Here is a 15,864-nt window from a genome sequence, read left to right as displayed (position 1 = left end):
CGCCGCTCATTCCAGCGGCGTGCTAAAACAGCGCTGGTCTGCGCCAATGCGAGTGTTTAGGTGCTCGCGCCGGAACCGGCGGTGACGCGACTGCAGCGAGCAGTCCAGAACTCTACCCTTACGTGACGGTAGAGTCTAATCCGCTGTCTACACCTCCACCGCGTCTTCCGGGGAAAGTGTGCGGAACTCAGTGTCATCCCGCGACATTTCGCTGAGGCGCCCGTAATAGATGCCCAGACCGTTGTCGGACAGCAAACCCTGGTGGATCGGCACGGCGACGCGCGGGCACACAGCCCGCAGGTAGTCCACCGCCTCCGAGACCTTCATCCATGGTGCGGCTGCAGGTATTGCGAGGACGTCCACTGGCTGCCACGGCACAAAGAGGGAGTCCCCGGGGTGTAACAGTTGCCCTGGTGCAGATTCTGTGCCCAGGAGGTACGCGACGTTATCTATCACCGGGATGTCCGGGTGGATCACGGCGTGACGCCCGCCACCAACAGACGCTTCGACGGCTCCGACCGTGAACCGCTGTCCGGGGTGCACCGCCTGCCACCGGCCACCGAGCTGGGCCGCCGTTTGCGGGTCTGCGTAGAGTGCGGCGCCAGGGTTCGCGTCAGTCAGCGCAGGCAGTCGCTGCACGTCGGCATGGTCGGGATGTTGATGGGTGATGAGTATCGCGTCGAGTCCGGTGATCCCTTCGAAGCCGTGCGAAAAGTTGCCGGGATCAAAGAGGATGCGGGTTCCGTCCAGTTCGGCGAGGATGCACGAGTGTCCGAAGTGGGTGAGGCGCATGGGGACAGTATGCGTCTCGCAGCGCTTGCCTTGTAAGCTGTCGACGCGAGTTTTTTCTGCATAACTGATGTTGAGGAGTGCCGGGTGGCCCGGGTTGTTGTCAGTGTGATGCCCAAGGCGGAGATTCTGGACCCCCAGGGCCAGGCGATCGTGCGGGCGCTGCCCCGCCTCGGGTTCGAGGGTGTTTCCGAGGTGCGTCAGGGCAAGCGCTTCGAATTAGAAGTCGACGATTCTGTCGACGACGCGACGCTAGCCCGGATAGCTGAGTCCTTCCTGGCGAACACCGTGATCGAGGAGTGGACTGTCACGCGCCTGGACGGTGCGCAGTGAGCGCACGGATTGGGGTCATTACCTTTCCAGGGACGCTAGATGATGTCGATGCCGCGCGTGCCGTGCGTATCGCGGGAGCTGAGGATGTCGCCCTGTGGCACGCTAATGCGGACCTGAAAGACGTCGACGCGATCGTCGTGCCTGGCGGGTTCTCGTACGGCGATTACCTGCGTGCGGGCGCGATCGCCCGATTCGCGCCAGTGATGGGCGAAGTCATTCGCGCGGCAGAACGCGGTATGCCGGTCCTTGGTATCTGCAATGGTTTCCAGGTTCTCTGTGAATCCGGCTTGCTGCCTGGTGCGCTCACCCGGAATGAAGGCCTGCACTTCATTTGCCGCGATGAGTGGCTGCGTGTGGAGAACAACACGACGGCGTGGACAACGCGGTATGAGGCGGGCGCGGAAATTGTCATTCCGCTGAAGTCGGGCGAGGGGCGCTATCAAGCGCCGCAGCAGGTGCTCGACGAGCTTGAAGGTGAAGGCCGAGTGGTGTTCCGGTACGCCGGCGAGAACCCCAATGGTTCGCAGCGGGGGATTGCGGGCATCTCGTCGGAAAATGGCCGCGTGGTCGGTTTGATGCCGCACCCTGAGCACGCCACAGAGCCCCTGACAGGACCAAGCGACGACGGGCTCGGCCTGTTTCTCTCCGTGCTGGACGGTGTGCTGGCGCAGTCGCGCTAAAGACTCACAGGAAACGGGACAGGTTCACGAGCTTTTGCTGTGAACCTGTCCCGTTTCCCGTGCGTTCGGGGCTGGCTTGGGTGCCCGGCTATCGGCCGCTGGCGCTGGCCATCGCAAGCTGAGGCTCCGCCGTCTTCTCCGCAGGCACGGTGCGGGGCAGACGCATAGCGGCGACGACGGCAGCGGCCAGGAGCGCCATCGCCGCCCAGAAGTGTCCGTTCTGGATGGTGAATGTCTCCAGGTTTGGCCCACTCCCGGCTTCCACATATTTGTACGGGCCCACGATGTACGTGACGATCGCTGCGCCGATGAGCAGTCGCCAGCGAGCGTAGCGGGGCGCGACGAGCATCGGCACCAGCATGATCGTGTACACCCAGTGGTGCGAGACGGCGAAAGGTGCGGCAGCGAGTGACGCGAGCGCGATGAGCCCAAAGTCGACGTAACCATCGCCCGCCCTGGCGAACCGGTATGCCGCCCAGGTGGCCGCGGCGACGATCGTCAGTGCGCCGATCAGCCACAGCACTTCCTGCAGGCTGCCTTCGAGGCCAAGACGCGCGAGCACACCCGTCAGTGCTTGATTTGGCCGGTATTCGTGACTGCCGGCGCGGTCGGTCCGGAAGAACTCTTCAGCCCAGTAGAAGAGGGACGCCTGTGGGGCGACGAGGAATCCAATGATGATCGTCGCGATTCCGGTGGCGATAGCCTGAAAGAACGCGCGGAAGTCGCGGCGCAGCAGGAACAGCACACCGAACGCCGCCGGCGTGACTTTGATCGCGGCCGCGATACCGGTGGCGATGCCCCGGTAGCGGCGCGGTATCACACCGGCGCAGTCGGCCACGACAAGCGCCATCAGTGTGATGTTGATCTGCCCAAAGAAAAAGGAGGCGCGTACGGGCTCGAGCAGGAGCGCGATACCGAGCAGTGCGACGGCAATGTACTGGCTGCCGCGGCTGACTCCGGCGCGGCGGAGAAGTGCGCCGAGAATCCACCACACCAGCACAATATTTCCGATCGTCCACGCCATTTCCAGGGCGCCAACAGGAATTATTGCCATCGGCGTAAACAACATGGCAGCAAACGGTGCGTAAATAAAACGTAATCCATACGGCCGCGCGAATTCGTCACTGTAAAGCGGAGTGCCGTCGAGGAATGCTCGCCCCGCCGCACGGAACACGGCAAGATCGATCAGGCCTTTGTCCAGCGTTTGCAGGACCAAGAATGCGACTGCACTGGCCGTAATAACAAGACCCACAATAGGTGCAATTCGGACGGCTCGGGTGGTGAGTCCAGTCGCAACGGCACGGTCACGTAGCTGCATTAATCGATTCGACCTCGCGTGTGAAAAGACGTCATTTGGCATTCCGCCGTGGCATAACCAGCCACAATACCAACGGCGCGAATTATTGTCATGTGTCTGTAATCACACGGGGGTCCACTGCGTTGCTGCTTTTGCGTTACGGTGAAGCGGAATCAAGCGCTGTGGAGGGAGTGATTCGTGTCTGCGCCAGCGGCCACGGGAAACCGGGTTGAGTGGGCCGACGTGGCGAAAGGTGCATGCATCGCCCTTGTCGTCGTCTTTCACGCTACGAACTTCATGATTACCCGCGGCTACGGCTCCGATATGTGGGTCACACTCAATCAATTCCTCGAGCCGGTCCGCATGCCACTTTTTTTCCTGGTAGCTGGACTTTTCGCGGGAAAATCGCTGAGCAAGAGCTGGACGTTTGTGCTGCGCAACCGGGTCGGGTTGCTGCTCTACCTGTACCTGCTCTGGCTGGTTTTACGTTATGCGTATTTTGTTGCGGTGCCGGGCGCGAGCCTGACTCGCGAAGAATCCACACCCTGGAACGTGGTGACCGGCCTGGTGGTTCCGCATAACGGCCTGTGGTTCATCTACGCGCTAGCCCTCTATTTTATCGGCGCGAAACTGCTCCAGCGCTTAAGTGTCCCCGTCCAGGTTGTCGCTGCGGTCATCATCGCGCTCGCTGGGCGCTCGCTCACTGAAATGCCGTGGACATGGCAGAACATGGCCGCCTACTTCATGTTCTTTCTGCTAGGGCTGCATGCCGCGACACCACTTCACCGTCTTGCCGCGCGGACTTCGCTGCCTGCAGTCGCGGCAGCGGCCGCCGCGTACTTCGGCGCGATCTACCTAGCGTGGCGGACAGAGCTGGGAGAGTATGCACCGACGGCAATCATCATCACCCTTTTCGGGCTGGTTTTCGGAGTCCTCGCGGCAGCACGCATAAGGTGGCGCCCCGCCGTCGGTGCGCTGTCCCGCCTCGGTGCGCTCACGCTCCCGGTGTACCTCATGCACGAAATCGCGATGGGAACCGTCAGTTATGGCTGGCTGGTGCTCGGTGCTCTGCCTGAACCGGAGTATGTGCGCCGTGCTGGCCCCCTCGTTATCGCGCTGATCGGAATCCTCGGCGCGCTCGCCCTCCATCGCGTGCTGCTCTCGATCGGTATGCCATGGCTATTCAGGCTGCCCGCGCCGCTGCAGTTCATTCCCGGTGAGCCGGAGCGTCAGGCGGTTACGGCGTATCGCGCGCGGGAGCGCGCAGTGTGACGCGCAGCGGCAACGCGACCGCGAGGATCGCTGCGATCGGTGCGACGAGCGACAGCCACGGGCTCACGCCCGGCAGCAAAACCCCAGTGGCGGCAACCACAGTCACCACCGCTGCACCGGGTATCAGCCGCGTGAGAATGTGGCCGCCAAGGCGGGGCTCGCGCCGGGCCTGCACAGCCAGGACGTGAATGAGCGCAGCCAGGCCAGCGACGATAACCGCAAGCAGCGGTTGTTCGCTGACGAGCAGAACCACGATCAGGCCGTGGATCGTGAGGACGGAGGCCGCTGCGCCAAATCCCTGGTGCAGCGCGCACACACTGAATATGCCCGCGGCGGCCGCGCCCGCCATTGCGACCAGACCAAGCGTCTCGTGCGCTGCTGTGTGTCCGAGAAGCAGCGCCCCGGCCGCGGCCCATCCACTGACGACAATCAGGAGGGGATACGCGAGCCGTGGAATCATACTCGCCGCCGCGGGCGCACAGGTCGCCTCGAAATCAAGCGGAAGGCGTGCTCAAGCCCGGCGCCCGACTCGTCCGTCCACTCCCACTCGAGGATATCGATGCCGACCGTGCCGAGGTCACGAGCCTGGCTGCGTCGTTCGATACGCCACATCCGGGCACTGATGTCGTCCAATTCGTCATCGAAAGGCGGTTCCGACCCAAGGACGTCGACGAGGACAACGGTGTGCCCGCGACGACGCAGTTCGATCATTGCCAGCGAAAACTGCGTTTCTAGCAGTGGTGAGAAGCCGATAATTACCGCGCCGCGCGGCACCGCGTCGACTGGCGCGAGCGTTCCGCGAATCAAGTGGTGATCGTCACCCGCGGCCAGAACCGCGTCGAGTATGCGATAGAACTGCTTCCTTCCCAACTCAGCGCCAAGCCACCGAGCTCGTGTGCCCAGTGCTATCACTCCTGCGCGATCGCCGCGCTGCAGCGCTGACTGGGTGATTTGGGCTGCGCCCCGCACTGCGCGCTCGAGACCATTGCTCGCGGGGCCGGGCGCGTGCGGGTAGGTGTCGATGATGGCGACAATATCGGCCGCACGGTCGGTGAAACGTTCTGTGACGTGCATGCGTCCCGTTCTCGCGCTGACTTTCCAATTGATCGCATGCAAAGGGTCACCCGGCAGGTAGCCGCGTGTATCGGCATATTCGACGCCGGGGCCGTACCGCTTTGTCAGGTGTGTGCCAATCCGGTCGGGCAGCTTTGTGGGTGGTAGCGGGGTTTGGTTAGGCGGGGCCAGGGGATAGGCGTGGATCCGGGCGGGGGTTTCGCGGACGGTAGCGTCGAGCAAACCACCAGGTGCGCTCGCGTGCACTTCGATTGCGATGGGGTAATTACCCCAGCGGGTCGCGGACGCGTCGAAACTGCCATCAGCACGCAACTGGGTGAGGGTGAGACCAGCTGCGGCAACCGGCGTCACGGACAGCACGGCCATCCCGTCGATCGCGTGCGCGGCACACCGCAAAGTCACCGATTCCCTCTCGAATATCCTGCTGAGCTCAGGCTCGGCGGTAATCACAACCTCCGTAGCGAGGCGCCCCCGGCCGCGTGCCGCCCAGGCGGCGGTGCTCACCGCCCCCAAGAAGGGCGCCGCGAAGATCGCGAGACGGGGATCCTGCGCGACAAGCCCCGCGATCAGCCCGCTGCTGCCACACATCGCGAGGAGAATCGCGAGCGTGGAAGGCCGCCAGCGTAGCGCGGCAGTAATCCCAGTGCTCCCGCTGTTCTTAATCACGGTGTTCCCTGGCTTCGATCCTCGGGGTGGGGATCCGGCCCAGCAGCTCATTGACGATCTGGGCGCCACTGATGCGGCGCACCCACATCTCGGGCCGCAGCGTGATCCGGTGGGCAATCGCGGACACTGCGAGCGCTTTGACATCCTCCGGGATGACGAAGTCGCGCCCATTGAGAAGCGCGCGGCCGCGCGCAAGCTGTACGAGGTCGAGTTCCGCGCGCGGACTCGCGCCAACCTCGATCTGCGTGTGGTTGCGCGTGGCGTTTGCTATCGAAATGACGTAACGCAGGACGTCAGGGTGCACGGATACGTGTTCAAGCGATTCACGCATATCGAGGAGATCCTGCGCGCTGAGTACCTGGCTGACGACAGCGGGCTTGGAGCCACGATCAATCCGCCGCTGCAGCATCGCCTGCTCACCGGCAGGGTCCAAATAGCCGAGGCTGAGCCGCATCGCGAAGCGATCGAGCTGAGCCTCGGGCAGCGGGTAGGTGCCCTCGTACTCGATCGGGTTGTCGGTCGCGAGCACGATGAACGGCTTTGGCAGCGTGTGCGTGAGCCCGTCGATGGTGATCTGTCCTTCTGCCATCGCCTCGAGCAGGGCCGACTGCGTTTTCGGCGGAGTCCGGTTTATTTCGTCGGCGAGGAGAAGGTTGGTGAACGCCGGCCCTTCCCGGAACTCGAACGCCCCAGACCGCATGTCGTACACGGTTGCGCCGAGCAGGTCGGAGGGGAGCAGATCGGGTGTGAACTGTATTCGGTTGAAGTCAAGGCCGAAGGCGGCCGCGAAGGAACGTGCGATGAGCGTTTTCCCGAGCCCAGGAAGGTCCTCGATGAGTACGTGGCCGCCGGCCAGTACCGCGAGCAGTATGCTCGTCAGCGCTTCACGCTTGCCGACCACAGCGTTCTCGATTTCGCTGAGAACCGCAGCCGCCCGGCGCGTCGTCTCGGCGGCGCGCGGATCGCGGGGCGGTGCTGACGGTGCTGACCGTGCTGCTGGTGCTGCCGTGCTGTCTGACTGCTCAGGTGCGGTCACGCGCGCTCCAATCTGGCGAGTATCTCGGCGAGAACACCCCGGCCCGGGCCTGGTTCGTCGCGGCGGTCGCGCGCGCCCTGCGACGCATCTACCCATTGCCAGAGCGACGGGCCGAAGAGCATCTCACCAGCGGCCTCATACTGAATGTGGTTTCGGTGCGCGCGAACCTTTGTGACCTGCTCGAATTCACGGGCTAGCACCGGACGCAGGTGCAGATCCCAGTCACCGCGCGTGCCATCAGCCCAGCTGATGGTGAATGCGGCTCTCGCTCGCCAGCGGTTCAGCATTTCTTGCTGCGATGCGGCCGCATGTACCGCGTTGAGGTCGGAAACGCTGGTGTCCGCACGGGCGAAGCGCCGCACGCGATAAAGGATGAGTGCCAGGACGATCGCGGCCGCAGTGGCCGTCACGAGGGGCACCCGAGTGTACGCACCAGCCGCGACAAGCAGGATTTCAAGTACCACAACGCTGCACAGCCCGGTTACGACGATGGTGCGAATGGCATCCTCCTCACGTCGCTGAGCAGGTTCCGGAGCAAGTTCGACGCGTACGCCTGGTGGTCTTTTGTCATCGTGTGTGCGCTGTACCGGGCTTCTGCGAAGAGGGTCACTAGAGCTTCCGCAGGTTCGGGCCGGACGTGTCCACGGGAGACCGCGCGGGCGAGCACTTCGGAGGGTGTATCGGACTCGTGCGGGGCGGTCGCATCGTCCTCGCTCAGTGCTGCCTCCATTTCGGCGTAGCACGCGATGATTGCCGCGCGCGGGTCGGGCGCGGGTTTCGTGATCGTGTCGAGGCCCCGCTGCGCTGCCGCCGCGAGCTGGGCTTCCCCGGTTCCGGTTTTTGCTTCCGGCTCGGTGGTGGAGCCGTAACCCGCCTCGGGACGGATGTATTTGCGGCCGCGCATCGTAAGCACCGTGCCCGCCGCGAGCAGAATGATCAGCAAGAGCAGGCCAGTGAGGAGGACCGGCGTCAGGTCAGGGCCCTCAGCAGGCGGTGGAGCGACGTCCTGCTGCGGCAGGGGCGCGCTGTCCGCGGGCTCGGCCGCACCGTTATCCACGGGCAGTTCGCGGGGGCCCAGCAGCCGGTTGATCGCGGTGAACAACGCAGTAATCACGGCGAAATACAGCAAGAACAGCGCGATAGTGCGCCAATCGCGCTGTTGGCCCGAGCGGGTTGGCCGCGCACGTGGTAGCGGGGCACGCACCTGTATCAGCCGGGCACGCGGGTAGCGCCACACCACGTAGACGGACATCGCGGTGAGCGCTATCGAGAGGAGCAAGATCGCCACGACGGCGCCATATGTCCAGTTCTCCGGCAGTAGTGGTTCACCGTCGAGCGGTGCAGTGTTCAGCGACCCCGCGAGCACAAACAGGACGCCAGCAGTGAGCAGCACCGCCCCGGGCGTGGCGGGGCGGTGCTGGGCGTCGCGAACTGGCGTACGCTGCCCGGTCATTTGGTCATGGTGTCACGGAGGGCGGGATCGCCGTCGCGGAACGAGCATCTCGCGTGAGGCGGGAACGGGTTGTCAGTTCTTGCCGGTAGACTGCTGCTCGGCGTACTGCCACGTCGAAAGGACCCAGGTTTCCGTGTCGTCACCAGCTCCGTCCGCAACTGGTCACACCTCCTCGCGCATCGATTCGGTGTCACATGCCGCATCGACGCCTGACATTCCGCAGCCCTACCGTGAACTCGGTCTGAAAGACGACGAGTACGCCCGCATCAGGGAGATTTTGGGGCGCCGGCCCACAGACGCTGAGCTTGCGATGTATTCGGTGATGTGGAGCGAGCACTGCTCCTATAAGTCGTCGAAAGTGCATCTCCGGTACTTCGGTGAAACCACCACGGCGGAAATGCGCGAGCAGATGCTCGCTGGCATCGGTGAGAACGCTGGTGTTGTGGACATCGGTGACGGCTGGGCAGTCACTTTCAAGGTGGAGAGCCACAACCATCCGTCGTACGTGGAGCCGTATCAGGGCGCAGCGACGGGAGTCGGCGGTATTGTCCGGGACATTCTCGCCATGGGCGCCCGCCCGATCGCGGTAATGGATCAACTGCGGTTCGGTGCCGCCGATCACTCTGACACTCGCCGCGTGGTTGACGGGGTGGTGCGCGGCGTCGGCGGTTACGGCAACTCCCTTGGCCTGCCCAATATCGGCGGGGAAACCGTTTTTGATCCGTCCTATCAGGGAAATCCGCTGGTGAATGCGCTCTGCGCAGGTGTCATGCGGGTGGAGGACTTGCACCTGGCACACGCCTCCGGCACCGGTAACAAGATCATCCTCTACGGTGCGCGCACGGGCCTTGACGGTATTGGTGGCGTGTCTGTTTTGGCATCCGAAACGTTCGAGGGGGACGAGACGGGTTCCGGGCGGAAGAAACTGCCGTCAGTGCAGGTTGGCGACCCGTTCATGGAGAAGGTGCTTATCGAGTGCTCGCTTGAGTTGTACCGGCGCGGCCTCGTGGTTGGCATTCAGGATCTGGGCGGCGCCGGGCTGGCCTGTGCAACGTCGGAACTCGCTGCGGCGGGCGATGGGGGCATGCACGTTAAGCTCGACACGGTTCCGCTGCGTGCCACCAATATGACCGCAGCCGAGATTCTGTCGTCGGAATCGCAGGAGCGGATGTGCGCGGTCGTTTCTCCAGACAAGGTTGATGCCTTTATGGAGGTGTGCCGCAAGTGGGACGTCATCGCCACTGTCATCGGCGAGGTCACCGACGGTGACCGGCTGCAGATCACGTGGCATGGGGAAACAGTTGTCGATGTACCCCCGCGCACGGTCGCACACGAGGGGCCAGTTTATGAGCGTCCAGTGCAGCGGCCGGTCGTGCAGGATGAACTGCGCGCGAGCACGACATCGGGACTGGCGCGGCCATCGACGCCAGAAGAACTGGGGGAGACGCTTCTCGCGCTGATTTCGTCACCTCAGCTGTGCAGCCGTGCTTGGATCACGGAGCAGTATGACCGTTACGTGCGTGGCAATACTGTGCTGGCTGAGGGCGCGGACGCCGGTGTCGTGCGTATCGACGAGGAATCGAACCGTGGCATCGCGCTGGCGACGGACTGCAATGGCCATTACACGCTGCTCGACCCGTACCAGGGTGCGCAGCTTGCACTCGCTGAGGCTTACCGGAACGTTGCGACAACGGGCGCGGTGCCAAAAGCGGTGACCAACTGCCTCAACTTCGGCTCTCCGGAGGACCCTGCTGTGATGTGGCAGTTCCAGCAGGCTGTGCGCGGGCTGGCGGATGGCTGCGCGGCGCTGGGCATCCCTGTCACCGGCGGCAACGTCAGCTTCTACAACCAAACGGGCAGCCAGGCAATTTTGCCCACACCGGTTGTTGGTGTGCTTGGTGTGCTCGATGATGTCACGCGCAGGACGCCGCAAACCTTCGGCCACGATGAAGGTGAAAGCCTCATCCTCCTCGGCGAAACGCTTGATGAATTCGACGGGTCGGTGTGGGCGCAGGTCGCTCATAAGCATGTCGGTGGTGTTCCGCCACGGGTTGATCTCGATCACGAGCGTCTGCTCGCCGAGATCCTGGTCGCAGCGAGCAGGGACGGGCTGATCAACGGCGCGCACGATCTCTCTGAAGGCGGTCTAGCGCAAGCTGTCGTCGAAATGGCATTGGCGTCTGAAACCGGATGCCGGGTTGTGCTGCCCGAGGGCTCTGATCCATTCGTGGCGCTCTTCTCCGAGTCAGCTGGTCGTGTGCTTGCCGCAGTACCGCGCACTGAGGAGCCCCGTTTCACCTCGATGTGCACGATGCGCGGAATGCCCTGGGTGCGGATTGGCGTTGTAATCGATGGGTCCGACACCGTCGAGGTTCAAGATCAATTCACGTTTACGCTGGACACGCTGCGTGAGCGTTTTGAAGGCGCGCTTCCGGAGCTTTTCGGGCACACTACAGGCTGAGGCCGCCCCACGCTGCGGGGCCGTTACGGGAACGTCCCGCGCAGAAACACCCGCAGCAGGCACCGCGATAGCGCGCGGTGCCTACGGGCGCGGCGTTTCTATGTCACACGGGGAGGTGAGCGGTGTTGCGACGGCCGACCCCGGCAACACCTGGCTCCGAGACCACGGTGGAAGCCGGCCCGTCGCCTGTGCCAACAGCCGCGACCTCCTCATCGCCCCGGCGAACGGCTGCTCAGCGCACGGCCCGCAGAGTCTGGTTCTCGCTGCGCCTCGACCTGACGGGCCTCGCGGTGGCGGGGGTCTTCTTTGCCTGGTCGCTCACACCGTCGCTGCTGCCCCGCGAGTGGCATTACCAGGGTTTAACGTCCGGAATTAGCCTCGCCGCCGGGTATGGCGCCGGTGTGGTGCTGAGCTGGTTCATTCGGTCAGTCATACTCCCGCTGCTTGAGTGGCCGTCCCCACCCCGCAAGGTTGTGTGGTGGATCCGCGGCACCGTTGGCACAGGCACGCTCGTTCTCATGCTTTCAGCGCTCGTAGCTGCGGCGGGGTGGCAGAACGAAATCACCAGCTTGCTGGGGATGGAAGGCACTACTACGACCGGATTCCTGCGCACGGGCGCCCTGTCGATCGGCATTGCCGCAGTGATCATTCTTGTGGTGCGCGCGCTGCGCACCTGCGTCCGGCTGGTTGGCAAAGGCATTCGGCGTCTCCTGCATCTGCCGGAGCCCCTGGTCAACGCGGTGGGGATCATCGTCGTGGCCGCGATGGTCATCACCCTGGTTGACGGCGTGCTCGTCCGTGGATTCGTCACCTTCGCGAACTCGGCGTTCGCGGTGCAAAACGAAACGATGGACCCGCGAGTTATCCAGCCCGCCGAACCTGAACGATCCGGCAGCCCCGAGTCCTTGGTGCCCTGGGACACGCTGGGCCGTGAAGGCCGTCGGATGGTCGCTGGCGGGCTGCGTGCGCCGGAACTCGAAACCGCTCTCGGCCGCCCTGCGGTCGAACCGATTCGCGCTTACGTTGGTCTCGACTCGGCCGAAACACAAGAGGAGCGCGTTGCCCTGGCGATCGAGGAGCTCCGCCGGTCAGGTGCCTTCGAGCGCGAGGTCCTGGTTGTCGCAACCACGACAGGCACCGGCTGGATCAATCCAAACGCGATGCAATCCCTCGAATTGATGTATCGCGGCGATACCGCGTTCGTGGGTGTCCAGTATTCATTCCTGCCAAGTGCGCTCTCTTTCCTGGTAGACCGTGATGTTGCCGCGGAGGCAGGGCGGGCACTGTTCGACGGCGTGCATCAGGAATGGCTGCGCCAGGATCCCGAGACACGGCCACGACTGTACGTCTACGGCGAGAGCCTCGGATCGTTTGGCTCCGAAGCAGCCTTCGACGGCCTGGCAGATCTGCGTGCGAGGGTATCCGGCGCCCTCTGGATCGGCCCTGTTAACTCGAACCCGTTGTGGCGATCACTGACTGAGCGCCGTGACCCAGGCTCACCGGAGATCCGGCCCACGTACGCGGGCGGCTTGGTTGTGCGGTTCGCGAATCGGCGCGAGGATCTTGTCGGCGCGGGCGTGGAAGCGCCATGGCTGGAACCGCGTGTCCTGTACATTCAGCACCCTAGTGACCCGGTGGTGTGGTGGTCGCCGGACCTGCTGTTCCAGCGGCCCGATTGGTTGCGTGAACCACCTGGTTACGATGTGTCTCCGTCGATCCAGTGGCGACCGATCGTTACCTTCTGGCAGATCTCCTCCGACCTTGCGAATGCCGCGCGGATTCCGCACGGACACGGTCATTTGTACAGCTCGGTCATCCTGGACGGCTGGCTCGCGATCGGCGAGCCGCAAGGCTGGACTGCAGCTGACACCGCGCAGGCTCATGAGGTCTTGCGCTCCATTTCGCGGTACCAGACGCCCCGCCACAGCCCCATCGGAGACTCCGATCGATGAACGCAGTCGGCAGGCGCGCCCAGGTGCGCAAATACCTCGCCGGTGCGGGGGCGCTCAGTGCCGCGCTGCTGGCGTGGAATAACGCTGCGCTCCCGGGGCTTCGATGGCCGCCGCACTGGCGTGCACCAGCGAACGCGGCGGTGGGGGTCGCGGCGGTTGCCGCTGCTCGGGCGGCCGGACTCAATGGCACCGAACTTCGACTGTCCTTCACCACCATCCCGTCGGGGGTGCGCACCGGGATGGTGGTCGCGGCGCTCCCCGCGGTCGTGTTCACTGTTGCGGGTGTACTTCCGCGGTTGCGTGGTGCAATCGTCAGCGAGGGCGCTGTCCGGGACCTCACGGCGGGCGAACTCATCGCGTGGGTGGCTTACCACATCCCCGTCGGGACGGTGCTGTGCGAGGAACTAGCGTTCCGGGCAGCGCTCGATCCGATGCTGGAGCGAGTATTCACGCGACAGTCGGGCGACCGGGCGGGCCGTGCGGCCGCACTGCTGACGAGCGCGGCGGTGTTCGGCTTGTGGCACGTCGTTCCCGCCCGAGCGAGCGGAGATCCGGTAGTCCCCACCGTGTTGTTCACCACAGCTGGAGGTGTGGTGTTCACGTTGCTTGCCCGCCGCAGCGGCAGCGTGGTGGCACCGATGATCGCGCATGTAACTGCCAATGCGGGCGGTGCGCTGCTCGCGGCCCGCCTGCGGACACCGGTGTCATATGGTAGTCAGCCATGACCAGACCTTCCGCGCGGCGCCGGTCCGCGGATCCTGAAGAGGTGCGTGCGGCGGTTCTCGCGATCGCTGGCTGGCTGCGTCAAGATAATGCCACCAGCGCCTTGGAGGAACCACCAAAACAGCAGGTTGCGGCCGCGGTCCGACTTACGGCCCAGGCGCTGGCTCAGGCCGCCCCGGGGGCGAGCGTCGAAGTGCGTGTGCCGCCGTTGATTGCGGTGCAGTGCATCGAAGGGCCGCGTCACACGCGAGGCACGCCGCCGAACGTGATGGAAACCGACGCGCGGACGTGGCTCCTCCTCGCGGCCGGCCGGATCGATTTCCAGGCCGCAGTCGATGCGGGAGACATCAGCGTTTCGGGAACGCGCGCGGGTGAGATCGTCAGGTGGCTGCCAATCGTCCGGTTGTAGTCCGGGTTCGCTAGGTGTCGGTGGTTCACCGTAAACTGAGTTGACCCCCGATGCCGGCATTAAGGGAGCGTCCCGTAGTGAGCAGCCACCGCAGCGACTCGGACAATGAGAACTCTGTATTTGATGCATCAACTCAACTCACCGAGCACGCCCCGGACGTCGAACCTGAGCCCCGCGAGGAATGTGGTGTGTTCGGTGTGTGGGCGCCCGGTGAAGATGTCGCGAAGCTGACGTATTACGGTCTCTACGCACTGCAGCACCGTGGTCAGGAAGCCGCAGGCATCGCTGTCGGTGACGGGCGCCAGGTGCTGGTTTTCAAAGACCTCGGTCTCGTCAGTCAGGTCTTCGACGAGCAGACGCTCGTGGCGATGCGGGGCCACGTCGCCGTGGGGCACTGTCGTTACTCGACTACCGGCGCTACCACGTGGGAGAACGCCCAGCCGATTTTCCGCACAACGAGCGCAGGTACAGGAATCGCGCTTGGGCATAACGGAAACCTGGTCAACACCGCGGAGCTGGCGGCGAAGGCGCGCGAGGCGGGCTTGCTCGCCGGCCGCAGGCGCAAGGCTGCCACGTCGGACTCCGACATTGTCGGGGCACTGCTCGCGCACGCCGCGGCGGATATCACTGTCGAGCAGGCCGCGATGGAGCTGTTCCCTCAGCTCAAAGGCGCTTTCTGCTTGACATTCATGGACGAGAACACCCTCTACGCGGCGCGCGATCCCCATGGGGTGCGGCCGTTGTGCCTGGGGCGCCTGGATCGTGGCTGGGTCGTCGCGAGTGAAACGTCGGCGCTCGACATCGTCGGTGCCTCGTTCGTCCGGGAGATCGAGCCGGGGGAGCTGCTCGCGATCGACGCCGATGGGGTTCGTTCGATGAAGTTCGCCAAACCGGAGCCCAAAGGCTGCGTGTTTGAGTACGTCTATTTGGCCCGGCCGGACAGCTCGATTGCGGGCCGTTCCGTCCATGCGGCCCGAGTGGAGATCGGCCGCAAGCTCGCGGGCGAACACCCTGTGGACGCGGACCTCGTGATCCCGGTCCCTGAGTCAGGCACGCCAGCCGCTATCGGCTATGCGCAGGGTTCTGGCATTCCTTACGGTCAGGGGCTGATGAAGAACGCGTATGTGGGGCGTACGTTCATTCAGCCGTCCCAAACGATCCGTCAGCTCGGTATCCGGCTGAAACTGAATCCATTGCGAGACATGATCAAGGGCAAACGTCTAGTTGTTGTGGACGATTCCATCGTGCGCGGAAATACGCAGCGTGCCCTAGTGCGGATGCTCCGCGAAGCAGGGGCCGCAGAAATCCACGTCCGCATCGCATCACCCCCCGTCAAGTGGCCCTGCTTCTACGGCATCGACTTCGCGTCGCCAGCTGAACTCATTGCTAACGGGGCGGATTCCGCAGAAGAGATGCTCGAGGCTGTGCGTTCATCCATCGGTTCGGACTCGCTCGGTTACATTTCGATCGAGGGGATGACTGCCGCCACCGAGCAGGAGTCATCGCGACTCTGCCGCGCGTGTTTCGACGGCGTCTACCCGATCGAATTGTCAGACGACAGCCGCATCGGGAAGAACGTGCTCGAAGCGATGTTTGACTCGGCGGCGAAGTCTATTGAAACGTCCCATACAGAACCGTCTGCCGTGGCAACACGCCGCGGCACTGCAGCACCTTCCTGAATCGTCTCCGTTCCCCGGCGGGCACCCGGGCTTAGCTTGC

At 64.1% G+C, this 15,864-nt stretch carries 15 protein-coding genes; 8 read left to right on the top strand and 7 right to left on the bottom strand.

Annotation, left to right across the window (positions count from 1 at the left end):
* Positions 1-147 precede the first annotated feature (147 nt).
* Positions 148-792, bottom strand: a complete 645-nt coding sequence (locus ONR57_RS16590) for an MBL fold metallo-hydrolase (protein WP_265124633.1) — start codon at positions 790-792, stop codon at positions 148-150.
* An 84-nt stretch (positions 793-876) separates the two neighbouring features.
* Here ONR57_RS16590 and purS point away from each other — a divergent pair, with 84 nt between their 5' ends.
* Together purS and purQ are read left to right on the top strand one after the other, a co-directional pair.
* Positions 877-1,122, top strand: a complete 246-nt coding sequence (gene purS, locus ONR57_RS16585; RefSeq protein ID WP_265124632.1) for a phosphoribosylformylglycinamidine synthase subunit PurS — start codon at positions 877-879, stop codon at positions 1,120-1,122.
* Positions 1,119-1,802, top strand: coding sequence for a phosphoribosylformylglycinamidine synthase subunit PurQ (gene purQ, locus ONR57_RS16580; RefSeq protein WP_265124631.1), 684 nt, complete (start codon positions 1,119-1,121; stop codon positions 1,800-1,802). Before purS ends, purQ begins: the two co-directional genes overlap by 4 nt.
* 88 nt (positions 1,803-1,890) lie before the next feature.
* Here the strand turns inward: purQ and ONR57_RS16575 are convergent, their stop codons facing one another.
* A complete protein-coding gene (locus tag ONR57_RS16575; protein WP_265124630.1) occupies positions 1,891-3,120 on the bottom strand; it encodes a glycosyltransferase family 87 protein in 1,230 nt (409 codons plus the stop codon).
* A 177-nt stretch (positions 3,121-3,297) separates the two neighbouring features.
* Between ONR57_RS16575 and ONR57_RS16570 the strand changes: the two genes are divergently transcribed.
* Positions 3,298-4,371 (top strand): acyltransferase family protein, encoded by a 1,074-nt coding sequence (locus ONR57_RS16570; RefSeq protein WP_265124629.1) that lies wholly within the window; start codon positions 3,298-3,300, stop codon positions 4,369-4,371.
* Here the strand turns inward: ONR57_RS16570 and ONR57_RS16565 are convergent.
* From ONR57_RS16565 to ONR57_RS16545, 5 genes are all read right to left on the bottom strand, one after another.
* Positions 4,337-4,831: a hypothetical protein gene (locus tag ONR57_RS16565; protein ID WP_265124628.1), complete on the bottom strand. Its 495-nt coding sequence runs from the start codon at positions 4,829-4,831 to the stop codon at positions 4,337-4,339. The two genes, ONR57_RS16570 and ONR57_RS16565, sit on opposite strands and share 35 nt — an antisense overlap.
* Positions 4,828-6,111: a DUF58 domain-containing protein gene (locus ONR57_RS16560; protein ID WP_265124627.1), complete on the bottom strand. Its 1,284-nt coding sequence runs from the start codon at positions 6,109-6,111 to the stop codon at positions 4,828-4,830. Before ONR57_RS16560 ends, ONR57_RS16565 begins: the two co-directional genes overlap by 4 nt.
* A complete protein-coding gene (locus ONR57_RS16555; RefSeq protein ID WP_265124691.1) occupies positions 6,104-7,024 on the bottom strand; it encodes a MoxR family ATPase in 921 nt (306 codons plus the stop codon). The genes ONR57_RS16560 and ONR57_RS16555 overlap by 8 nt, the downstream gene beginning before the upstream one ends.
* A 119-nt stretch (positions 7,025-7,143) precedes the next feature.
* Positions 7,144-7,557: a hypothetical protein gene (locus tag ONR57_RS16550; RefSeq protein ID WP_265124626.1), complete on the bottom strand. Its 414-nt coding sequence runs from the start codon at positions 7,555-7,557 to the stop codon at positions 7,144-7,146.
* Between the two features lie 71 nt (positions 7,558-7,628).
* Positions 7,629-8,600 carry a DUF4129 domain-containing protein gene (locus ONR57_RS16545; protein ID WP_265124625.1) on the bottom strand — a complete coding sequence of 324 codons (972 nt, stop codon included), beginning with the start codon at positions 8,598-8,600 and terminating at the stop codon, positions 7,629-7,631.
* Positions 8,601-8,733: 133 nt separating this feature from the next.
* Between ONR57_RS16545 and purL the strand changes: the two genes are divergently transcribed.
* From purL to purF, 5 genes are all read left to right on the top strand, one after another.
* Positions 8,734-11,061: a phosphoribosylformylglycinamidine synthase subunit PurL gene (purL, locus tag ONR57_RS16540; protein WP_265124624.1), complete on the top strand. Its 2,328-nt coding sequence runs from the start codon at positions 8,734-8,736 to the stop codon at positions 11,059-11,061.
* A gap of 122 nt (positions 11,062-11,183) precedes the next feature.
* Complete coding sequence (locus ONR57_RS16535; protein ID WP_265124623.1) at positions 11,184-13,013, top strand: alpha/beta-hydrolase family protein; 1,830 nt, start codon at positions 11,184-11,186, stop codon at positions 13,011-13,013.
* The gene (locus tag ONR57_RS16530; protein WP_265124622.1) at positions 13,010-13,738 is read left to right on the top strand and encodes a CPBP family intramembrane glutamic endopeptidase; all 729 of its coding nucleotides are present in this window, start codon (positions 13,010-13,012) and stop codon (positions 13,736-13,738) included. Before ONR57_RS16535 ends, ONR57_RS16530 begins: the two co-directional genes overlap by 4 nt.
* Positions 13,735-14,145 (top strand): sterol carrier family protein, encoded by a 411-nt coding sequence (locus ONR57_RS16525; protein ID WP_265124621.1) that lies wholly within the window; start codon positions 13,735-13,737, stop codon positions 14,143-14,145. The genes ONR57_RS16530 and ONR57_RS16525 overlap by 4 nt, the downstream gene beginning before the upstream one ends.
* 188 nt (positions 14,146-14,333) lie before the next feature.
* Positions 14,334-15,824: an amidophosphoribosyltransferase gene (gene purF / locus ONR57_RS16520; RefSeq protein WP_265124690.1), complete on the top strand. Its 1,491-nt coding sequence runs from the start codon at positions 14,334-14,336 to the stop codon at positions 15,822-15,824.
* Positions 15,825-15,864: the final 40 nt, after the last annotated feature.

The sequence above is a fragment of the Hoyosella sp. YIM 151337 genome, assembly GCF_026041215.1.
Lineage (GTDB): Bacteria > Actinomycetota > Actinomycetes > Mycobacteriales > Mycobacteriaceae > Hoyosella.
The sequence above is the reverse complement of the archived record's forward strand: the minus strand, read 5'-3'. Positions and strand labels throughout refer to the sequence as shown.